Source organism: Streptomyces sp. NPDC037290, from assembly GCF_055603245.1.
This window is the reverse complement of the sequence record NZ_JBVJVZ010000007.1, coordinates 334,561-355,251: the sequence shown is the minus strand read 5'-3', so window position 1 is coordinate 355,251 and position 20,691 is coordinate 334,561. Positions and strand designations below refer to the sequence as shown.

At 70.2% G+C, this 20,691-nt stretch carries 20 protein-coding genes and 4 tRNA genes; 8 read left to right on the top strand and 16 right to left on the bottom strand.

Annotated features, from left to right (window positions below; genetic code table 11):
* Positions 1-167: 167 nt before the first annotated feature.
* Together ACZ7HQ_RS25945 and ACZ7HQ_RS25940 are read right to left on the bottom strand one after the other, a co-directional pair.
* On the bottom strand, positions 168-1,424 hold the full coding sequence (locus ACZ7HQ_RS25945; RefSeq protein ID WP_470994302.1) for a DUF3631 domain-containing protein: 1,257 nt from the start codon (positions 1,422-1,424) through the stop codon (positions 168-170).
* Between the two features lie 287 nt (positions 1,425-1,711).
* Positions 1,712-1,951 carry a hypothetical protein gene (locus ACZ7HQ_RS25940; protein WP_360063471.1) on the bottom strand — a complete coding sequence of 80 codons (240 nt, stop codon included), beginning with the start codon at positions 1,949-1,951 and terminating at the stop codon, positions 1,712-1,714.
* Between the two features lie 96 nt (positions 1,952-2,047).
* Here ACZ7HQ_RS25940 and ACZ7HQ_RS25935 point away from each other — a divergent pair, with 96 nt between their 5' ends.
* Positions 2,048-2,734 carry a helix-turn-helix domain-containing protein gene (locus ACZ7HQ_RS25935; protein WP_470994301.1) on the top strand — a complete coding sequence of 229 codons (687 nt, stop codon included), beginning with the start codon at positions 2,048-2,050 and terminating at the stop codon, positions 2,732-2,734.
* On the top strand, positions 2,731-4,320 hold the full coding sequence (locus ACZ7HQ_RS25930; RefSeq protein ID WP_470994299.1) for a site-specific integrase: 1,590 nt from the start codon (positions 2,731-2,733) through the stop codon (positions 4,318-4,320). Before ACZ7HQ_RS25935 ends, ACZ7HQ_RS25930 begins: the two co-directional genes overlap by 4 nt.
* 38 nt (positions 4,321-4,358) lie before the next feature.
* On the opposite strand, the gene ACZ7HQ_RS25925 is transcribed toward ACZ7HQ_RS25930, so the two are convergent.
* Positions 4,359-4,643 (bottom strand): hypothetical protein, encoded by a 285-nt coding sequence (locus ACZ7HQ_RS25925; protein WP_470994296.1) that lies wholly within the window; start codon positions 4,641-4,643, stop codon positions 4,359-4,361.
* Positions 4,644-4,881: 238 nt separating this feature from the next.
* On the opposite strand from ACZ7HQ_RS25925, the gene ACZ7HQ_RS25920 reads away from it, so the two are divergent.
* Entirely contained in the window at positions 4,882-5,364 is a 483-nt protein-coding gene (locus ACZ7HQ_RS25920) for a DUF5994 family protein (RefSeq protein WP_467259843.1), read from the top strand.
* A gap of 27 nt (positions 5,365-5,391) precedes the next feature.
* Here ACZ7HQ_RS25920 and ACZ7HQ_RS25915 read toward each other — a convergent pair whose 3' ends face one another.
* The 8 genes from ACZ7HQ_RS25915 to ACZ7HQ_RS25880 form a co-directional block, all read right to left on the bottom strand.
* Complete coding sequence (locus ACZ7HQ_RS25915) at positions 5,392-6,585, bottom strand: PP2C family protein-serine/threonine phosphatase (RefSeq protein ID WP_470994295.1); 1,194 nt, start codon at positions 6,583-6,585, stop codon at positions 5,392-5,394.
* Positions 6,586-6,692: 107 nt separating this feature from the next.
* Positions 6,693-7,163 carry a DUF5994 family protein gene (locus ACZ7HQ_RS25910; RefSeq protein ID WP_470994293.1) on the bottom strand — a complete coding sequence of 157 codons (471 nt, stop codon included), beginning with the start codon at positions 7,161-7,163 and terminating at the stop codon, positions 6,693-6,695.
* A gap of 105 nt (positions 7,164-7,268) precedes the next feature.
* Positions 7,269-8,222 carry an STAS domain-containing protein gene (locus ACZ7HQ_RS25905; protein ID WP_470994432.1) on the bottom strand — a complete coding sequence of 318 codons (954 nt, stop codon included), beginning with the start codon at positions 8,220-8,222 and terminating at the stop codon, positions 7,269-7,271.
* 380 nt (positions 8,223-8,602) lie between these two features.
* Positions 8,603-8,675: transfer RNA gene (locus tag ACZ7HQ_RS25900), tRNA-Lys, on the bottom strand.
* Positions 8,676-8,762: 87 nt separating this feature from the next.
* Positions 8,763-10,268 carry an amino acid permease gene (locus tag ACZ7HQ_RS25895; protein ID WP_470994291.1) on the bottom strand — a complete coding sequence of 502 codons (1,506 nt, stop codon included), beginning with the start codon at positions 10,266-10,268 and terminating at the stop codon, positions 8,763-8,765.
* 103 nt (positions 10,269-10,371) lie between these two features.
* A complete protein-coding gene (locus tag ACZ7HQ_RS25890) occupies positions 10,372-12,555 on the bottom strand; it encodes a DEAD/DEAH box helicase (RefSeq protein WP_470994289.1) in 2,184 nt (727 codons plus the stop codon).
* A 251-nt stretch (positions 12,556-12,806) separates the two neighbouring features.
* Positions 12,807-13,319 (bottom strand): hypothetical protein, encoded by a 513-nt coding sequence (locus ACZ7HQ_RS25885; protein ID WP_470994287.1) that lies wholly within the window; start codon positions 13,317-13,319, stop codon positions 12,807-12,809.
* Positions 13,320-13,504: 185 nt separating this feature from the next.
* A complete protein-coding gene (locus ACZ7HQ_RS25880; protein WP_470994429.1) occupies positions 13,505-13,855 on the bottom strand; it encodes a metallopeptidase family protein in 351 nt (116 codons plus the stop codon).
* A 126-nt stretch (positions 13,856-13,981) separates the two neighbouring features.
* Between ACZ7HQ_RS25880 and ACZ7HQ_RS25875 the strand changes: the two genes are divergently transcribed.
* The 5 genes from ACZ7HQ_RS25875 (at position 13,982) to ACZ7HQ_RS25855 (ending at position 16,330) form a co-directional block, all read left to right on the top strand.
* Entirely contained in the window at positions 13,982-15,562 is a 1,581-nt protein-coding gene (locus ACZ7HQ_RS25875; protein ID WP_470994285.1) for a metallophosphoesterase family protein, read from the top strand.
* 80 nt (positions 15,563-15,642) lie between these two features.
* Positions 15,643-15,715, top strand: a tRNA-Glu gene (locus tag ACZ7HQ_RS25870).
* A 36-nt stretch (positions 15,716-15,751) separates the two neighbouring features.
* Positions 15,752-15,826: transfer RNA gene (locus ACZ7HQ_RS25865), tRNA-Asp, on the top strand.
* A 24-nt stretch (positions 15,827-15,850) separates the two neighbouring features.
* Positions 15,851-15,924, top strand: a tRNA-Phe gene (locus ACZ7HQ_RS25860).
* 169 nt (positions 15,925-16,093) lie between these two features.
* Entirely contained in the window at positions 16,094-16,330 is a 237-nt protein-coding gene (locus ACZ7HQ_RS25855; protein WP_470994282.1) for a hypothetical protein, read from the top strand.
* A gap of 84 nt (positions 16,331-16,414) precedes the next feature.
* Here ACZ7HQ_RS25855 and ACZ7HQ_RS25850 read toward each other — a convergent pair whose 3' ends face one another.
* From ACZ7HQ_RS25850 to ACZ7HQ_RS25830, 5 genes are all read right to left on the bottom strand, one after another.
* A complete protein-coding gene (locus ACZ7HQ_RS25850; protein ID WP_470994280.1) occupies positions 16,415-17,617 on the bottom strand; it encodes a site-specific integrase in 1,203 nt (400 codons plus the stop codon).
* A complete protein-coding gene (locus tag ACZ7HQ_RS25845; RefSeq protein ID WP_470994277.1) occupies positions 17,617-17,814 on the bottom strand; it encodes a helix-turn-helix domain-containing protein in 198 nt (65 codons plus the stop codon). The genes ACZ7HQ_RS25850 and ACZ7HQ_RS25845 overlap by 1 nt, the downstream gene beginning before the upstream one ends.
* A gap of 238 nt (positions 17,815-18,052) precedes the next feature.
* Complete coding sequence (locus tag ACZ7HQ_RS25840) at positions 18,053-19,423, bottom strand: DNA primase family protein (RefSeq protein WP_470994275.1); 1,371 nt, start codon at positions 19,421-19,423, stop codon at positions 18,053-18,055.
* Complete coding sequence (locus ACZ7HQ_RS25835) at positions 19,420-19,695, bottom strand: hypothetical protein (RefSeq protein WP_470994273.1); 276 nt, start codon at positions 19,693-19,695, stop codon at positions 19,420-19,422. Before ACZ7HQ_RS25835 ends, ACZ7HQ_RS25840 begins: the two co-directional genes overlap by 4 nt.
* Positions 19,696-19,766: 71 nt before the next feature.
* Positions 19,767-20,690 carry a bifunctional DNA primase/polymerase gene (locus ACZ7HQ_RS25830; protein ID WP_470994270.1) on the bottom strand — a complete coding sequence of 308 codons (924 nt, stop codon included), beginning with the start codon at positions 20,688-20,690 and terminating at the stop codon, positions 19,767-19,769.
* Between the last annotated feature and the right edge of the window lies 1 nt (position 20,691).

Sequence of the window (20,691 nt, the reverse complement as noted above, 5' to 3'; positions counted from 1 at the left end):
GGACGCGCGGGACGGCACAAGACGGATCCGGGCGGCGTCCTGACGGCAGCCAGCGATCACCATGATCGAGTTGCCGTCTTGGCCCCAGTTGCCGTCTTGCCTGTATGCCGTATGACCTGCGAGATCACGGCAGGGACGGCAGGTACGGGCACCCGGGGGTGTGGGGTTCAGTCTGCGGCGGGGGCGGCCGGTGCGGCGTTCACTGAGCGAACGGTGGGGCAGTAGCGCCGCCAGGCGTCGAGGAACTTGTTGCGCATGTAGCCCTTGCGCTGGGTTCCGTCGGCGAGGCGGACGTTGCCGGGCCTGATGCCGAACTCCCGGAGCATCGCTGCCAGGTCCTTGGCGTTCAGCCCGTTGCGTCCCCACTCCGCCCAGGGGCTCTCGGCATCCTGGCGGAGCTGGTGGAGTAGTTCGTCCGTGGTGAGGCTGTCGGGCTCGCGCTGGGCCGCGAACACCTTGCGGATGTCGGCGAGGATCCGGGCTCCGCCGGGCCGGTCCTCCTCTGCCTCGACTTCGGCGGCGACCATCCGTGCACACGCCTGGCGGGCGCGCCGGGGCCAGGATCCGGCGGCCAGGTCGGCGATGATGACCAACGGCTCCCAGGTGTCCGCGGCCCGGTCCTCCACCGGCATGTCCGGTTCCAGGTCCGCCGCCTCGTCCAGCAGCGGCCTTGCCCATGCAGCGATCCGGTCGCGCAGGTCGTGCAGAGCGGGGATGTCGCGTCGGGAGCGGAAGGGCTTGACGCGCTCACCCTCCGCCCGGCGGCGCATACGGATCACCACAGCCCGATCCATGATCGTGTCGGGCAGGTCACCGATCCCCGCCAGCGCCGCCATGGCGAAGGTGGCGAACCGGTGCGGGGTGTGGTCATTGCCGACCACCCGCGTGACGAAGCGGTTGCGCTGATGGCCGGCGTTCAGCAGACCGCGCATCTCCTCGTTCTTCTCCGCCATCTTCGGCGTACCGAAGATGGTGTCCGCCTCGTCCACCAGGAGCGTGGGCGGCTCCTCGGTGATCGACCGGAACACCGCCGCCGGTGTGGTGTTGATGGTGAGCATCGGCTCGTGGACCGTCTCGGTCAGCACGTCCAGCAGCCGCGACTTGCCGCATCGCTTCGCCGGTCCCACCACTGCCAGACGCGGTGCGTGCTGCCAGGCAGGCTGCAGATGAGTCGCCGCCACCCACAGCGTCACCGCGTCCAGCGCCTCCGGCGAGGGCAGGATCACGAACTTCGCTATCTGCGCACGCAGTTCGTCCAGCAGCGCCGACCCAGCGGTCGGCTCCGGATCCGGTGTCGGTGTCTCGGTCGCCGCGACCGGCGCGGCGTGCTCGGGTTCGCCCTGGTCAGGCTTGCCCGGCACCGCGACCGGCGGCCAAGCGGCAGGTACAGGGGCGGAATAGGGCGCGGGGTTCTCAGGTTGCACTGGGCGGCTCCTCTTCTGCGGCGCCGGGCATGCAGGCCCGACGGCGCGGATCGTTCGTTGGATGCGGGCGACGGGGACTCCCGGGCCTCCGGCGTTGCCGCGCCGGAGGCTCGCCGTGTTCCGAGGCGGAACACGTGCTCTGTCCCGAGTCGGGACACGCGTTCTGTCCCTTCTCGGGACCTGCGGTCTGCTCCCCGAGGGAACACGGACAGTACGTCCGCCCCCGGCATCAGTCCAGCGTTTCTGTGTCAGCTCAGCGCAGAACCGTCTGCTACGCTCCCACGCCTTCACGCCGCCAGCCCGAGCAGCTCCCACAGATCTGCGGTCACCACCCGGTAGGCGTTGCCCAGCCGCAGCACCTTGCACGGGTAGGCGCCCCGCTTCGCCAACTCATACCCCTTACTCCGGCCGAGCCCCAGCGCCCGATTGCTCGTGTCCAGGTCAACCGCCACGGGAAGGGCGAGTACCTCTTCCCGGCTCATCCCCTTCACGCCCTTCGAGTCTGCGGCCGTCGCGTCGTCGCGCATGCAGCGCGCTCCTTTCCATGCAGCCCTCGGCGAACGCGGTCATCACATCCGTCTCCAGGCGTCTACAAACCAGGATGACGAAGCTACTGTGTCTTCATGACACAGCATGGTTCCCATGATGGAAGCGACGAGGACGACGTCCCCGAGTGGGCGGACCGGATCAAGGCCAACGTGGCCGGCGAAGTCCGGCGCAGAAGGAAGGAGATGGGATGGAGCGCACAGGACCTGGCGGACCGGTGCGAACAGCTCGGGCATTCCATCCCGCGCAACGTGATCGCCAACATGGAGTCCGGCCGCCGAGCCAACCTGCCCCTCGTGGACGTCATGGTCCTGGCCGCCGCCCTGGAGACGTACCCGGTCTGCCTGATCTTCCCGGTCGGCTACGTCGAGGAGACCCAGGAACTCCCCTTCCAGCACCTCGTGCCCACCTGGGACGCCCTGCGCCGCTTCACCGGTGAGGAGGACGTGCCCGGCTACGACGCGGGCCTGGTCCCCGACTTCGAGCTTCACGCCAGCCTCGTCCGCACCGCTCTCGCCGCGATCGAAGAGGAAGAACGGGCGCGGTTCGCGGCCAAGACAGCCACCAGCCGCGCCGAGAAGGAAGAGGCCGAGCGCCAGCGGGCCAAGTACGCCGACCAGGCCATCTCCGCCAAGTACAGGCTTCGCTACCTCCGCCGCGACCTCCGCGAGGAGGGAGCCACCCCACCCGACCTGCCACCCGTGCTGGGTGACGTCGACCCTGCCGAGCCCGATACCGAAACCACCCCGGAGGAACGCCTTTGAAGGGCTCCACCTACCGCCGTTGCTCCTGCCGCGACCCGAAGACCGGCAAGGAACTCGGTTCCTCCTGCCCGAAGCGCAAGAGCCGCAAGCACGGTTACTACTCCATACGTCAGGAGCTGCCACCCCGCGAGGACGGCACCCGCCGTTCCTTCAGCCGCGCCGGCTACGAGTCCCTGAAGGACGCCCAGGCGGACCTCGACCACGTCCGCTCCCTTCTCGCCCTCGCGGACAAGGACGACCCCGATAGTCTCCAGCGCCTCGTCGCCTTGCTGGAGGAAGTCGCAGCCGAGAAAGCCCCGCTACCGGCCATCGAGGAGACCCGGCGCCGTCTGCGCGCGGGCCTGGCCCTCCGTGGCAGCCTCACCGTCGGCGAGTGGCTCGACCAGTGGTTCGCCGCGAAGAAGCGCCGCAAGACCACGCTCAACGGCTACGCCTCCCACATCCGCGTCCACCTGAAGCCCCGCATCGGCCAGATACGCCTCGACCGACTCAACGTCGGCCATCTCGTGGAGATGTTCGACGCGATCGCCGACGAGAACGAGGTGATCGCGGCCGAGAACGAAGCCCGCCGCGAGCAGATCGCCCGCTGCAAGCCGAGCAAGCCGGGCCGCCCCGTAGGCGCCGAGCGAAAGCTGCTCGCGGCCGAGCGGGCCAAGCTGGCGGAGATGAAGCCGTTCCGGAAGATCACCGGTCCGGCCACCCGGCAGGCGATCCGCCGCACCCTGCGCGCGGCGCTGAACTCCGCGATTGCCCAGCAGCTGATCATCTTCAACCCGGCCTCCCACGTCGAGCTGGAGTCCGGCAAGCGCCCCAAACCTCTCCTCTGGACCGAGGAACGGGTACGACGCTGGCGCGAGACGGGCGAGATCCCCGGCCCGGTCATGGTGTGGACCCCGCAGCAGTTCGGCGTCTTCCTCGACGCCGCAGAGGGCGACCGGCTGTACGCGATCTTCCACCTGATGGGCACCCGCGGCCTCCGTCGTGGCGAGGCGGTCGGCCAGGACTGGCACGAAATCGACCTCGCCGCCGGCCTCATCACCCCCGCCAAGGAGATCGTGGTCGACGGCTGGGACCCCTACGAGTCCGAGCCGAAGACGGACGGCAGCGCGAACACGATCGCGCTCGACAGCATGAACATCGCCGTGCTGCGCGACCACAGGGCCCGCCAGGACAAGGAGCGTGCGGACTGGGGCGGCGCCTGGAAGGACACGGGCAAGGTCTTCACGAAGGAGGACGGCTCCTGGCTCCACCCCGAGACGGTCTCGGAGACCTTCCGGCGCATCCTCGCCACGACCGACCTGCCGCCCATCACCCTGCGGGACCTGCGCCACGTGGCCGCGACGCTCACGCACGGAGGCGGCGGCGACATCCACACGGTGAAGGAGACGCTCCGGCACTCCACCATCACGCTGACCTCGGACACGTACACGAGCCTGCTGCCCGAGCTGGACCGCGAAATCGCTGAGAAGGCGGCGAAGCTGATCCCCCGGTCTCGTCCGGCAGCAGCAGCAGCCGAACCGTCCGCCACGGCAGCGTTCGATCCACAAGCCACCGGCACATCCGCGCGTTCGTCACACGGGGATTGAAGTCCCTGCCCGAAAAGCAGCGGAGCGTGGAGGCCGTGTCACTCGCTCGGCCTGGGGTCACCCCACTCCTCTTCCTCCTCCATGTACCGGATGCCGTCATGGGACAGTGAGGCGGTGGCGGGCGTCTTGTGCGACGTCCACTCGACGGCGATCAGGCCCTCGTCGGCCAGGTAGGCGCAGGCTGCGGACAGGTCGTCGTCAGGCAGCCGGAGCGCCTCGCGGAGTGCCGCTCCGCTGACCTCGGGTCGGTTGCGCTCCACGGCTCCGTAGAGGTGCCGGAGGATGGCCTTGCGGTAGGTCTTGCGTTCACGGAGTGTCGTCATGGCTGGCGCTCTCAGGCAGGTCTCCGAGGCTGCTGATGCCGACAGACAGCCGACCCTGCGGCCTCGCAGCCGCCACCACCCGGGTGCCCTCTGCGCAGCCCCTCATGCGGCTTCCCCTCGCTGTGTACAGGCGTCCCGGCGATTCCCGGCGACGCGGGTGCTCGCGGTCATGCGGAGTAGCGTGGTCAGAAGCGAGGCGCATCCCGTGTTCGCGCCGGATCCCGAACGGATGGTCCCCATGACCGACTCCGACACATCCCGTGGTTCCCGGCATCTGCCGAGCGGTGTCCACCATGCTGTTAGGCCGGGCAGCGCACTGCTCCGGCTGGAGACGACGGCATCTCGCGAAGGTGTCCTCGACGGTGCCTGGTGGCCGCGGTCGCGTGACATCGGGGTCGAGTTGCCCGCCCTGCTGAGCGCTCTGACCGAGCACCTCGGCCCGCTGAGCCGGGTCGGGCTGGATGCCACGGCCTGGGCGGCGCTCCCCACGCGGATCGTCGTGAACGACCGTGTAGTGCACGTGGACTCCTTCCCGGTGGGTGATGACACGGTCTTGATCACCCGGGGGGACAGGGACCACTTCTCGCTGCTGGTCGTCCCGCCGGAGGCCACACCCGAGGACGCTCGCACGGCGATGGCCCAGGCCGTCCTGGCCGGCAACGTCAGCTCGGCGGAGCAGATCCTCATCGACACAGGAGGCGGGCACACGCCGTCGGGCTGACGAGTCGTCCCACCCGGCGGCCACAGGTCAGCCGCGCCACTCCACCAGGAGCAGTGTGGCGTCGTCTGTAGTCCGGCCGCCCCGCGCTCGCAAGAGTGTGTGCGACAGGGAGCGCGCCACCGCCCGGACCCCGCGGCCGGCCCCCTCCAGCCCATTCACCCAGTCGATCAACTGCTCCTCCCCGAACTGCTCCTGGCCCGCCTCGTGCTCCTCGATCAGCCCGTCGGTGAAGCACAGGACGCGATCTCCTCGCTCCAACCCCAGCGCACTGACCTCCGGCTCCGCACCGCCAAGGCCCACCGGCAGCGTCGTCGGCGCGACGAGCCGACCCGTGACACGGTGGTCGCGGACGAGTATCGGCGCGGGGTGGCCGGCGTTGACCCACTGCAGGTGGCCCGTCGTCGTGTCCAGCCGCATCATCTGCGCGGTGACGAAGTGGTCGGCACCGAACTGTTTCGCCACGGCGTAGTCCATGAAGGCGTAGATCTCCGTCAGGCCGGTGCCGAGGCGGCGGGCGTGGCGGTAGGCGCCGATGGCCACGGTGGCCATGGTGGCCGCGTCCAGGCCGTGCCCCATTGCGTCGATCATGGCCACGTGGAGGATGTCCCCGTTGAGGGCGTAATCGAAGCTGTCACCCGCCACGTCATAGGCGGGTTCCAGGATCCCGGCCACGGCGACACGAGGCATGATCATCGCCAGCGGTGGCAGCAGAGACCACTGGATCTCGGCAGCCACGCTCATCGGTTCACCGCGACGGGTACGGAAGAACAGGTCGGAATATCCGTGCTTGGTCACCAGCAGGTCGGCCACCAGACCGGAGAGCCGGCGCAGTATGCGGCGCCCGTCGTCGTCGAGCCGGTCCAGCGTCACGGCCAGGACGCCCACCTGGTCGCCACCGTCCAGCAGCGGCAGGTGGACCCGTACGCCGTCTTCCCCGGGCAGCTCCACGGACACCGCGTCGAGGAAACAGCGGCCGGCTGCGGAGTCGTCGATCACCGGCGGGTCCCCGCCCGCGAGGCCCTCGCCGGGCAGGGGTACGAGCAGCAGCTGGCCGTAGTCCTGCAGCAGCACCTGCGGGCAGCGGCCCCCCAGCCGCTCCACCACGTCGGCAACCAACGGGCCGATGAGGTGGGGTGGCAGCTCGTGCGCGCGATCGAGGACCGCTCCCAGCAGTGCTTCCCCGAAGCTCTCGGAGCGGTCCGTACGCGGCTCAGCCGTCATGTCCTCACCTGACGGATCCACTCGAACCCCGGCGGCCGAGGTGGCCGGCGAAGGAAACTGCCCGTCCCATCACTCAATCATCAGCCGTTCCGCTGCCCGGCGCTCTTCTAGCCGACATCGCCCTCGACCCGGGCAAGGACGCGCCCAGCCGACAGCCTGTTCCAGGGATCGGCGGCGGCAGTCATCAGCCGGCCTGCTGTTCCGGCCGGTTCGTCGGGCGGGACGACCAGCAGTTCCCAGCGTCCGACACTGCCGCACTCCAGGGTGATGGCATGCGCCTCGTCGGTGTCGTCGCTCAGGACGACCTCGATCACGTGGTCGGGCGCTCGCACCGTCTGCGGGGCGTCGGGCCAGTCCGCAGCGCCCACCGTGACGCGGGTGACCGTACCGTGGCCGGGGTCCAGCGAACCCACAAGCGCGGGCAGCTCCAGGGCCAGGGCGTCACAACGGGGCCACCACGCTCCGTCCAGTGGGCCGTGGCTGGCCTCCGGTGTGAGGCTCAGACGAGACAGCGGCATCGTGTACGTGTGCGCGTCGTCCGGTGGTGAACCGTCGGCGGGCGGTGTGAGGGAGTCCATCGCGCGGTCCCGTCCCAGGCAGCCAAGCCGCTGCCCTCGTTCGTCACTCGCCGGGAACGGCGCCGCTCGGAGCGTGCGCCCGACATGCTCTCGGTACGGCCCAGGCTACGCCCGGCCTGGACGGGCGGCCCGAGGCGCCGGTACCGGCCCGCTCTCCCGGAACAACACCAGTAGGCAGGGCGCGCCCCGACCGGGCAGCCCCATCATCTCCCCGCAGTTCCGCCAGCCCCAGGACTCGAAGGCGGCCCGACCGGTCTGGTCGGCCGGATGAAGCAGGACGACTCCGAGGGCGGCGTGCCGGTCGGCCAGCAGACGCTGTTGCAGACGGCGGCCGATGTCGCGGTACTGGGCGTGGTGACGTGCCACGACCTGGGTGAGGAGCATGAACCGGGCACAGCCGGTGAGCCGTTGGACGCTCTCCTGCAACCCGCGCTCGGAGCGGGCACCAGGGCCTACCGGAAATCCGAACGCGCACCCCACCAGCACCGTCGTCTCGGCAACCAGCAGCGCGAAGCCGGGCCGTCGGGCACTGACGGCAAGCCGGTCCAAGAAGGCGCTCCGCTGGCGGTCCGCATGTGCGGACAGTCCCGCAGCGGGCTCCACGGCCAGGTCGGCGATGTCCTCGCTCATCCCCTCCGCCTGCTCGCGGGTGAGGCGGCGGAGCCGGATCCCGTCCTTGGGGGCTGGTCCACCGGTGTAGTCGCCTTCCCCGTGCCGCTCGTCGGCCGACGGAGACGCGCCCGGCGGGGTGCTGAGCAGAGACGCGGAGTCGGTGACGGCGAGGAGCCGCGCGATCTGCGCGCACGGGTGGCGCAACCGCAGGCAGGAGTGCACCCGGTCGGCGCGGTCCGATGCCGTCAGGAAGACGTCCAGACCCTTGGCGTCACAGGATCCGACGGTAGCGAGATCGACGTCGATGGCGGTCATGCCGTCGCGCAGGCACTGCTCCAGCGCGGCCCGCAACAGCGGAGCCGTGGCCGGACCAATCGCGCCGGCGAGTGTGACAAGGGCCCGCTCCCCCCGGTCACGCCGGTGGATGTCGAGCCGCTGCACGACCATCACCTCGCCTCTTGGCAGGAAGGCGCAACGACTGGCCGCCATCGCGGTGTTGCCGTCATCGCGACGGCATGTTGCCGACCCGTCTCCGCGCCGTCCACTCGGGCGGCCCGGGATTCGTCTTACCGACCGAGCACACCGCCTGCCGAACCGGTCCTTGGACACATCCACGGCAGACGGCCCGCCCGTGGGGCACTCTGCCTGACCCCATACCTACGGGGTAACCACCGATCCCGGGCCCAAGCACGTTCGGCAAACCACAGGCACACCCGCTCACGCATCGCTCACGCAAGAGCCCGAAAACGGAGCAGCGCCCGAGTCGACCGAAGCCGACCCGAGCGCTGCGTAGCAGGTCAGAGGGGATGACCTCTCCCCCGCGTCCGTAGGCCCTGTGGGACTCGAACCCACAACCAATGGATTAAAAGTCCACTGCTCTGCCAATTGAGCTAAGGGCCCAGGCGATGTTGCCTGTCCGAGCATAGCCGGACGCGGCCGAGTCTCCGATCGGGTATCGGTGACCCGGCCGCGTCACGGGGAGGTCTGTCACTTTTCAACCAGCTTCGGAGCGGCGGCCCGCTCCCCGGCGAGGAACCAGTGGCGGGCCGAGGCCAGCCACCAGGTCGCCGCGAAGCCGAGGACGGCCAGAACGGCGGCGGGGGCGTAGTTGAAGGTCTTCCAGGTGACCGGGGAGACCTGCGGGAGCATGAAGAGGACCGTGATCACCACGACCCAGGTCACCGAGACGACACCGATCAGGCCGGACCAGGGGCCGAGGTGCCACGGCCCGCGTTCGAAGCCGGCACCCTTGCGGACCCGCAGGAAGGTCGGGATGACGTAGGCGATGTAGAGGCCGATGACCGCGATCGACGTCACCGCCGCGTACGCCGTCGAGTTGATCAGGTAGGGGAGGCCGAGGGCCAGGGCGGCCAGCGCGGCCAGCCAGACCGCCGCCACGGGGGTGCGGGTGCGCGGGCTGACCGTGTGCCAGACGCGGGAGAACGGCAGCGCCCCGTCACGCGAAAAGGCGTAGATCATGCGGCTGTTGGCCGTCACCGAGGCCATGCCGCAGAAGAGCTGGGCGCCGATCACGACCAGGAGCAGGAGTTTGCCGGTCGTGGCGCCGAGTGCGTCCAGGAGGATCTGGGCCGGGGGCGCGCCCGTCGGGGAGGTCAGTTCCCTGTCGTAGGACTGGATCGCGAACGTGAAGCCCAGCAGGAGCACGAAGCCGGCGATCCACGACGTCCAGATCGAGCGGACGATGCCCTTCGGGCCGGCCGTGGCGGCGTCGTGGGTCTCCTCCGTCATGTGGGCGGAGGCGTCGTAGCCGGTGAAGGTGTACTGGGCCATGAGAAGGCCGAGGAGGACGACGTACGGGCCGCTGCCCCAGCCCGTCTCGTTGACGAAGTGCGTGAACACGAACGTCGCCGACCGGTGGTGGTCGGGGACGAAGGCGAGCGCGCCGACGATCACCGCCACGCCCAGCACGTGCCACCACACGCTCACGTCGTTCAGGAGGGCGACGATCCGCACGCCGAAGGTGTTCAGCAGGCCGTGGAGGACGAGGATCGCCGCGAACAGCAGGACAGTGCGGCCCGGTGTCACCTCGAAGCCGAACTGGAGGTTCAGGTACGCGCCGAGGAAGGAGGCCGCGCCGAAGTCGATACCGGCGGTCACGGCGACCTGGCCCAGCACGTTGAACCAGCCGGTGAACCAGGCCCAGGCCGCCGCCGAGCGGGTTGGTGCGAGGCGGTGGGCCCAGAAGTACAGGCCGGCCGAGGTGGGGTACGCCGAGCAGATCTCGGCCATCGAGAGGCCGACGAACAGCGTCATCAGGCCCACCGCCACCCAGCCCCAGGTGATCACCGCGGGGCCGCCGGTGGTCATGCCGAAGAGATACAGGGTCAGGCAGCCGGACAGCACCGAGATGATCGTGAAGGAGACGGCGTAGTTCGAGAACGCCGACATCCGGCGGGCGAGGACCTGGGTGTAGCCGAGCTGGGCCAGCCGTTCCTCGTCCGACAGCCCACTCACTCTCGCGTCTTCTGTCATGCCCCCAGCAATTCCCTCCGTAGGGGTACGACATGCGTCACCCGGTGACTGAAAAGGGCCCGTACGACCGCAGTCGTACGGGCCCTCATCGGGTCACTCGGCGTCAGCCGTTGCGCTTCCAGCGCGGCTTGTCCTCGCGGCGGCCGAAGGAGCCGTTGCCGCGGTGGTCGTCACGGCGGCCGTAGGGGCGCTCGTGGCCGCCGGAGCGGAAGCCCGGACGGTCGTCGCGACGCTCGCGGTTGAACGGACGGTCGCTGCCCCGGTGCCCGCCGCGCTCGTCCCGGCGGAAGCCGCCACGGTCGTCACGGCGCTCGAAGGAACGGCCACCGCGGTCGCCACGCTCGCCACGGTCACGGTCGAACGGACGACGCTCATCGCGGCGCTCGAAGCCACGGCCACCACGGTCGTCACGGCGCTCGAAACCGCCACGGTCGTCACGGCGCTCGAAGGAACGGCCACCGCGGTCGCCACGCTCGCCACGCTCGCCACGGTCACGGTCGAACGGACGACGCTCGTCACGGCGCTCGAAGCCACGGCCACCACGGTCGTCACGGCGCTCGAAACCGCCACGGTCGTCACGGCGCTCGAAACCGCCACGGTCGTCACGGCGCTCGAAGGAACGGCCACCGCGGTCGCCACGCTCACCGCGGTCACGGTCGAACGGACGACGCTCATCGCGGCGCTCGAAGCCCCGCTCACCGCGGTCCCGGTCGTAGCCGCGGCGCTCCCGGCGCTCGTACGGCGCCGAAGCCGCCGGACGCTCCTCGCGCTCGGTCTCGCGCTGCGCCGACTCCTGGGCCACGGCGAGCTCCTCGGCCGCCGTCGCCTGTGCCTCGGCCACCGCGGTCTCGGGGTCCTCGCCGCGCTCGCGGGCGACCCGGGCGACCAGCCGGTCGGCCTCCTCGCGCAGCTCGGTCGCGCGGCGCTGGGCGCGCTCCAGCTGCTTGGTGAGCTGGGAGACCTCACGCTCGGCCTGCTGGGCGGCGTTGCCGGCGGACTCGGCCTGGACCTCGGTCATGGAGCGGGCGCCGGTGATCTCGGCGACCTCCGGGTCGAAGGCGCCGGCGCCCTGGATGATGTGGCGCGCGGCGTCCACACCCGCGTCCTCCATCAGGCGGAAGATCTGGCGGCGCTGGTGCGGCAGGGAGAGCGAGACGACCGTGCCGGTACGGCCCGCGCGGGCGGTACGGCCGGCGCGGTGCAGGTAGTCCTTGTGGTCGCCGGCCGGGTCCACGTTCAGGACCAGGTCGATGCCGTCGACGTGGATGCCACGGGCGGCGACGTCGGTGGCGACGAGGACGTTGACGTAACCGTCCTTGAAGTCGGCCAGCGTGCGGGTACGGGCGCCCTGGGTCATACCGCCGTGCAGCGCGTCGGCCTTCACGCCCGACTCGCGCAGCTGCTCGGCGACGCGGTCGGCGCCCAGCTGGGTGCGGACGAAGATGATCGTGCGGCCCTTGCGGGAGGCGATCGCGGCGGTCACCGGCGCCTTGTCCTTGGGCTTCACGATGAGGATGTGGTGCGACATGGTCGTCACCGCGCCCTGGGCCGCGTCCACCTCGTGGGAGACGGGGCTGTTCAGGTAGCGGTCGACGAGGGTCTGGATCTCGTTCTCCATCGTGGCGGAGAAGAGCATGCGCTGGCCGCCGGCCGGGACCTGGTCGAGCAGCTCGGTGACCTCGGGCAGGAAGCCCAGGTCGGACATCTGGTCGGCCTCGTCGAGGACGGCGATCTGCACGTCCTCGAGCGAGCAGGCACCGCGGTTGATGATGTCGCGCAGTCGGCCCGGGGTGGCGACCAGGATGTCGACGCCGCGCTCCAGGGCGTAGATCTGGTTGCCCATCGAGGTGCCGCCGCAGACGACCTTCATCTTCAGGCCGACGACGTCGCCGTACGGCTGGAGGGCGTCGGCGACCTGCATGGCCAGCTCGCGGGTCGGGGTGAGGATGACCGCGCGGGGCTTGTGCTTCTGGGTGCGGCCGCCGGCCAGCTGGGCCAGGGTCGGCAGGCCGAAGGAGAGGGTCTTGCCGGAGCCGGTGCGGCCACGGCCGAGGATGTCCTTGCCGGCCAGGGCGTCCGGGATGGTCGCGGCCTGGATCGGGAAGGGGGTCGTCACGCCGTTCTGCGCGAGCTTGCGCACAACGCCCTCGGGGAGGCCGAGGTCGGCGAAGGTGGTCTGGGGGGTGGTGTCAGCGGCCTCGACGGCCTCGGTGACCTCGGTCGTCACGTCGACGAACTCGTTCTCGTTCTCGGACACGACGATCTGGTCAGTACTGGACACGGACATGCGAATGCGAAACCTTCCGGAGTCTCTTCGGCACGCGCCCGTCAACTCCGTGATTCGCATACGACCGCCTCAATGCGGTCCGCCACGGCAAAGGAGAGTACGCGCCACACGGCGCGCTCTGTGGTGGCGCCGGGCAAATGGGATCAAACGATCTACCACCATACGCACCCTCCACCCCTGAAGGCAAACCGGCCCTCATCGCCGCAGGTCAGCTCGGCAGCCGCGGGTCGGCTCGACGCCGGCTCGGCCACTCAGGCCGGTGCGCCGGCCGTGGGCGCCGGCTCGCGCTGGACGAGCTGCGGTCCCGTCTCCTCGTGCGCCGAGGAGGACGGCTCGGCCGACGGCGGCTCGGAGGTCGCCGGGGGCGGGGTGGAGGCCGGCGGCGGCTCGGGCGGGGCGGAGGTGACCGGCGGGGCCGGCGGGGCCTTCGACGGCGCCGGGTCCACGGGGCCCGCGGTCCTGCCGGGCTTCGCCGGGGCCGCGGGCGCGCTGTCCTCGCCGGACGGGGTGGCCGACGCGGAGGCGGACTCGCCCGGCTTCGCCTTGCCGCCGTGGCCGTGCTTGCCGTCGGCCACCGGGCCGTTGTGCCCGAGGCCGCCGGCGCCGACCACCGGGCCGCCGTCGGGCGCCTGGCCGCCGTGCTGCCCCGCCGAGTGCGAGGGCTTGGCCGGGCTCGCGTCGTCACCCACGTTCACACAGCCGGCGGCAGCGGCGAGGGTCAGCACCGTGAGGGTGAGCCGGACGGGTACGGGCAAGGGGCGCACGGCGGCCACCTCCGGAGGCGAGGAAGGAGTCAACCTCCCCAACTCCCGCTACCCACAAGAGGACACGCGCCCCGCACGCATCTCCGTACCCCGCGGCCGGCCCCACACCGGCCGCCGCCCGGCCCTGCGCCCGTCCACGCCGGGCTTCACGCACATCCGCCGCCCGGTCCCACACCCGTCCGCACTCACCCGTAGCCGAGCGTGTGCAGACGGGCGTCGTCGATGCCGAAGTGGTGGGCGATCTCGTGCACCACGGTCACCTCGGTCTCCGCGACGACGTCCGCGCGGCTGTCGCACATCCTCAGTGTCGGCCCGCGGTAGATGGTGATGCGGTCCGGCAGCACGCCCGCGTACCACTCGCCGCGGTCGGTCAGCGGCATCCCTTCGTACAGGCCGAGCAGCTCGGGGTCGTCGGCGGGCGGTTCGTCCTCCACGAACACCGCCACGTTGTCCATGAGTCGCGTCAGCTCCGGTGGGATCCGGTCGAGCGCCTCGGCGACCAGTTCCTCGAACTCCTCGCGCGTCATCTCCAGCACACGGTCATTGTCCGGTACGAAGGGCCCGCGGGAGAGCCCCCCGACGAGCCGGGCGAGGCGCGGACGGTGCCCGAAGGAGCCGACACGGGTCGCATATCCGGCCCGGGACGTGGGCATACGGCACCAATGGTCCGCGTCCCCCTCGCAGCCCTCCGCACGATGACGAACCGCATGCTCCCCACCCGCCGCGGCAACCGCCTGCCCCGCACCCCCGAACTCGCCGCCCGCCCCCGCCCCTGGCTCAGTGCCCTCGGCCTCACGGCCGTCGTCCTCGTCGGCGCCTGGCTGGGCCTGCTGATCGTCGGGAACGTCCGCACCCCGGTCGGCCCGATGAACACGACGATGGCGCTGCGCCCGTCCCTCGCCGGCGGCACGAGGATCAACATCTCACCGCTGGGCGCGCTCACCCTGGACAGCCATGTGGCACCGGTCCGCCTGGACGTGAACGTGGACCAGTTGGACCCGCTGCGCTCCCAGGCCCTGGTCGACCATCCCGAGCGGATCTCCGGCCTCCAGGACGAGGTCGCCAGGGACGTCGAGCACGGCACGCTGGACCTGGCCGTGCGCTCCGGTGTCGCCGTGGTCGTCGGCGCCACGGCCCTCGGCCTCGCCGTCTACCGCAGCCCCCGCCGGGCCCTCGCCGCCGGCGGCCTCGCCCTGACCCTGCTGGCGGCGTCCGGGGCGAGCGCGTACGCCACCTGGAACCCGAAGTCGATCCTCGAGCCGAAGTTCTCGGGACTGCTCAGCTCGGCGCCGCAGGTGGTCGGCAACGCGCGCAGCATCGTCACGGACTTCGGCGTCTACCAGACGGAGCTGGCCCGCCTGGTGACGAATGTGACGAAGCTCTACGACGTCACCTCCACGCTCCCGGCGTACCAGCCGGACCCGTCCACCATCCGGGTCCTGCACGTGTCGGACATCCATCTCAACCCGGCGAGCTGGAAGATCATCTCCTCGCTGGTGGAGCAGTACAAGGTGAACGTGATCGTCGACTCCGGCGACACGATGGACCACGGCACGGCGGCGGAGAACGGCTTCCTGGACCCGATCCGGGACCTCGGGGTGCCCTACGTCTGGGTGCGGGGCAACCACGACTCCCGGACCACCCAGCGCTATCTGGAGCGGATGAGGAACGTGCACGTCCTGGACGACGGCCGTGCACAGACCGTCGCAGGCCTGCGCTTCGCGGGCATCGGCGATCCCCAGTTCACCCCCGACCGCTCGGTGGTGCCCGGCGGAGACGCGGCCGAGCAGCTGGCCGGCGACCGGCTGGCCAGCTCCCTGCGCGACCAGCGGGCGGCCGGGACCCCGGTCGACGTCGCGATCGCCCATGAGCCGTCCGCGGCGCGCGAGACGGACGGCGTGGTGCCGCTGGTGCTGTGCGGCCATCTGCACCACGAGGGGGACGAGATGCTGCCCTACGGCACCCGGCTGCGCATGGAGGGCTCCACGGGCGGCAGCGGCCTGCGTGCGGTGGAGCGCAAGTACCCCGCCCCCATCGAGGCCTCGATCCTCTACTTCGACCGCGACAGCCGCCGTCTCCAGGCCTGGGACGCGATCAAACTGGGCGGGCTGGGCGAGACGACGGCCGAGGTCAGCCGCCATCTGGCCGACGAGGCCCTCGGCCGGCGGCCCCACCGCGGCCAACCAGGCGCCACACCCACCCCGGCGAGCCCTCCGCGCCCCTCTTCCGCGCCCTCGCCGTAAACCGTTTTGGCGATACCCCTCGCCATCCCATATGCTTCTCACGTCCCCGACGCGCTGAGAAGCGCCCAGGCGGGCCGATAGCCCTCATCGTCTAGCGGCCTAGGACGCCGCCCTTTCAAGGCGGTAGCACGGGTTCGAATCCCGTTGGGGGCACGCAATACCGTGTGCGACACTGTTGCACGCACGCTTGGTCCTGTGGAGCAGTTTGGAGTGCTCGCCACCCTGTCAAGGTGGAGGCCGCGGGTTCAAATCCCGTCAGGACCGCTGGTGTTTCACGTGAAACACCGCGGCTGGGTAGCTCAGTTGGTACGAGCGTCCGCCTGAAAAGCGGAAGGTCGCCGGTTCGACCCCGGCCCCAGCCACAACCGCCCTGACCAGGGCCTGAGCCCCTCCCCGATGCATCCGGGGAGGGGCTCTTTCGTGTCGTCTACGCCAACCGGTACGCCAACGGCTCAGCAGAGAAGCGCACGATCAGGCCGTATCACTTCGAAGCCACAGCTACGTCGGTCGGCCGCCGCGAGACTTAGCCCCATGCCGATCGATCCCAAAATCAATCCTGTTGTAGCCGCGCTTCCGGGAGGGGGCTGGATCACCGAGTTCAAGCAGTCCGGCGGCGCCGTCGAGACCTACCCACTCGTCGCATGGCTCGTCCTCGCAGACGGCGAGATGATCCCGATGGATGCCGCCGTTGACGGCTTGGCTCAAGATCCACGTGAGCTAGGTAACTTCCACCGCCTCTACCACCCTGAGGCAACCGGAATCGACTGACGCCCGACGCTGAGAGCGCGTAGCCCCTGCCCGGGCTTCCAAGGCAGGGGCCCTCGCGTCGTCGGCATCCGTGCCACACATGGCTCAGGACAACGTGTCCCCGAGCTTCCGGAGCGCCTTCCGCTGCTCGTCCAGGGAGGCGTGAGCATAGACCTTCATTGTCACCCCGATGTCGCTGTGCCCGACGATCTGCCGGACGATGTGGGGCGGTACCCCGAGATCCAGCAGCAGCGAGACAGCCGAGTGCCGGAGATCGTGGAACCGGATCTCCAGACCGAGACGCTTCCGGAGTGGGTCCCAGCTCCGCCGGAGGTTGTCCGGCTCCAGCGGGGTGCCGATACGGGATGTGAAGACCAGCCCCCGCTCCTTCCATCCCATGCCGGCGGCGGCGCGCTCCTGAGCCTGCCGCTCACGGTGCTCGGTGAGCGCCTTCACCACGAGAGGAGGGAGTGGAACGGTGCGGACCGACGCCAGAGTCTTGGGCTTGACCAGCCGCAGCTCTCCCTCGACGCGCTGTAGGGCGCGCTCGATGGTCAGCGCCTCGCGATCCAGATCGATCGCGTCCCAGCGCAGCCCGAGCAGCTCACCGCGCCGCATTCCCAGGACCAGGGCGAGTACGTAGAGGGCGTGCAGCCGGTCACCCACGGACGTGTGGAGCAACAGCCGGGCATCGGCGACGCTGAGCCCCTTCCCGGTGTCGTACGTGGGCGTGGGGACCTGCACGAGCTGCGCGACGTTGCGCACGATCAGTTCCTCTCGTACGGCGTTCTGCAGCGCATTGCGCAGGACGGCGTGAATGGACTGCACCATGCGCCGGGACAGCAGCGACTTGCAGCACTCGCCAGCCGCGCAGCACTCCGGTTCCGGCCGCTCCTTGTCCCAGCCGTGCTTGCAGCACTGGCACTCGGAGGCGACGCGAGCGAGCCACGTCCGGATCTCAGCGGCCCGCAGGGTGCGGATCTTCTTCCGACCCAGTCCCGGGATTAGGTGGACGCGGGCCACGCTCTCGTAGCCCTGGTAGGTCTTGGGGCGCCGGTGAACCTTCACCACCGTGGCGAGCCAGTAGGTGAGGTAGTCCTCCAGGTTCATGTTCGTGTCGGGCACGGGAATGCCCTGGTTCTCCTGCGCCTGGAGTTCGGTGATCTTCTGTCGCACCTCGTCACGGGTCTTGCCGTAGACCGAGACGCGCTTACGGATGCCGCTCGTCGTGGTCACATACACCCGGCCGTGGTAGGTACCGTCCTTGCGGATGGTGATGCTGCCTTCGCCGTTGGCGCGCTTGGCCATCAGTCGTTGTCTCCCAACCGGTTCTGGATGTAGGTGTGGAGGGCATCGGCTGGCACGCGACGGGCGCGGCCGATGGTGAAGCTCTGGAGCTGCTTGGACCTGATGAGGTCGTAGACCTTGAAGCGGCTCAGCCGCAGCGCGGCCATGACCTCGGGGACCGTGAGCGCCTCATGGCTCAGGGGCAGGGCGGTGCTCATGCGGAGATCTCCTCGGGGCGAGAGGACCGGGCAGAGGTGTGGTTGGCGTCACAATGCCTTGGGTCGCGGCCCATCGCGGCCCAAGGCTGTGACCTGCGGCTTTGCGCCGGTGTTGTGCGGCCCGTCGCGGCCCACAGCATGAAAGCGGTGGGCCGCGACGGGCTGATTGTGAGACGCCGGAAAACTGCAGGTCAGACGTGGTGGGTCGCGATGGGCCGCGACCCGGCGGATTGTGCGCTCAACCGGCCAGGGTGATGCCGTTGTAGGTGGCGATCCGCTCGCCCGAAGGGGCGCGGGGGCGCGTGCGGTTGAGCTGGGGGATGACAGACAAGAGGTTGCGGCCGAAGAGCTGTTTCGTACCGGCGCGGACGCCGTTGTCCTCGGCCCACTCCCGCCAGACCGCCCACAGATCATCCACGGCAACGGTGCACGCAGGGCCGGTGGTGCAGCGCTCGCGGACAAACGCGCTGGTGGGAGATGCGGTGTCCCGCATGGTGGTGACCGCCTCGCGGCTGGAGGCAGGCTCCGTGAGCCGGCCGGTGCGCTGAAGCCGCGCGAGACCGTCCAGGGCCCAGTTGAGGATCCCGGGCATCTCGGCGGTGAGCCGGTCGGTCAGGGTGGGATCTTCCTTGCCCAGCCACGACACCCGCATGCTGAGCAGGATGAACCGGTTCGCGATGACGCCTGAGGAGTCACCGAAGTGGGGCAGCTCGTTGGACAGGACCATCAGCCGGGACGGCAGCTTACCCGTCCACTGCTCGCGGAACTTGCGGTCTACGTCGATCGTGTCGTCACCGGAGATGGTCAACAGCCGCTCCACCACCTGGCTGTTGTCGTTGCCGGACAGCCGGGCGTCGGAGATGACTGCCAGCGATTTCCCGATCAGGGTCGCAAGCCCGAAGTTCGTGCCCAGTCCGGCCAGTGTCGGCCCGGCAAGGTTCTCCTTGCCGACCAGCGCCTTCAGCACCCGCGCGATGGTGCCCTTACCGGAGCGGGACGGGCCCACGATGAGCAGGATCTTCTGTAGGTCGGTGCGGCCGGACAGGACGTAGCCGAACCACTCCTGTAGTGCATTGATCGCGTCGGCGTCGTCGGGCCAGATCTGCGACAGGAAGTGCTCCCAGATGGGGGCCGTGGCGGTGGGGTCATAAGCGAAGGGGACGGAGACCAGGTTGAAGAAGCTGGGGGTGTGCGGCAGAAGGGCCCGGTCACGGATCCGGAGTAGGCCGTTCTCGCACGCCACGATCGGCCCGCCGTCCTCCTGGCCGTCAAGCCATGCGGGGGCATCGGTGTCGGTGGGCAGGAGAGTGATGGCTCCGAGCGCGTCCAAGAGGTTGCTGATCTTCTGCTTGGTCGGTGCCCAGTCGCGTTCCTCGCTCTGCCCATCCTTGCCGGGGGCCTGGTAGACCACGTGCTCAAGCCGCTCGTACATGTGGGCACGTACCTGCGCTTCATCCAGCTCCCGCCAGCTGGTGCCGGTCCAGCGCATCCACGAGCCGCGCCACCGCCGGCAGGTCAGGTGCCCGTCCTGGGTCTGCCAGTCGGGCAGGAGACGCCGGGCGACGGCGAGCGGGTTGGACGGTGCGGGCAGTTCTTTCAGGCCGGTCATGCGGCGTTCCTCCCTTCCTGGGAGTTGCGGAGCGGACAGGTGCCGCGGTGGGCGGTGTGCGCCTCGATGAGCGCTTCGACACGGGCGCGGCCGACGGCGCTTCGGTCCCAGCCGCACAGGCACTTCGACGTGGCCGCGGGCACCGTGCCGCGCGGGGCACGGATGTGCAGCCACGCGATGGGGTACCGGCCGTCTGCCGTGTGCGGGTCAGAGCGAAGAGCAGTAGGGACGCCCTTGCGGGCGGCGCCTTTCGGCTCGCCTACGGCCGCCACGTCCACAGGCTGTGGAGCGGCGCGCGGGTGCCGGGTCGCGGCGGGGAGGCTCTTAGTAGGCGGGGGGCTGGTCACGCTGCACCCCTTCCGGCCGAGTTCTCGCCGATGGACCAGTCCAGGCCGCGCCGGATCACGTCGTCGTAGTAGCGCTGAGGCTGGGTCGCGTTGCCCGCCACCGCCCTACTAAGAGCCTGCTCAACCTCCACGCGGGTGAGGTCGCCGGACGCGACCAGCCGACCGAGCGCGCGGGCGGCCCGCAGAAGAGTCGCGTTGCGGGTGCCGTCAGCGGCGTGGGCCACGTTGGCGACCTCGTTGCGCAGGGCTGCCGCCGCGTATACGCCCGCACGAGTGGAGAACGGCACCGTGGCTGTCTGCGCGGGCTTCTGAGGGGGTTTCAGGGCCTTAAACAGCCAGTCGGGCAGCGGGGCGGGCTCACGGTCGTCCAGGACCGTGTACGCGCCGTCCGGAGTCGTGCTGCCAGCGGCGACCACGTACCCGCCCCACCCCCGAGTGTCGATCTTCCGAGCCAGACGTCCGGCGGTGTTGTGCAGTCGGACGCCGGACGGCTGGGTGAAGTACAGGTGCTCACCACCACGCGCGGTCCGCACTCGGTAGGTGGCGGGGACGGCCTGTCCGGCGCGCTCGCAGAGCGCTTGGAAGTTGGCGACGCCGTCAGGCGTTCCTTTCGGCTCTTGCGGTTTGAGCGTGTCCAGGTCGACCACGAGCAGTCCGGACGGGCCGGTGGCGATCCCGACGTTGTACGGCTGTTGAGCCCATGCGGCGATCAACAGTTCGCTGTCGGTGGTGGCGCGCTGCTCCGGGGTCTTGTGCCCGTCGGCACAGCGCCCGGTGCCGGGGCAGTACTTCTCTGCGTGCCCGGCCGGCCGCTTGTCGCCGGGGCGCAGGGGGATGACGTGCCAGCCACGGGCGGTGGCCTGCGTTGCCCAGGCCAGCAGGCCGAGACGGACCAGGTCCGTGGAAGGGAGCGCGGTCACC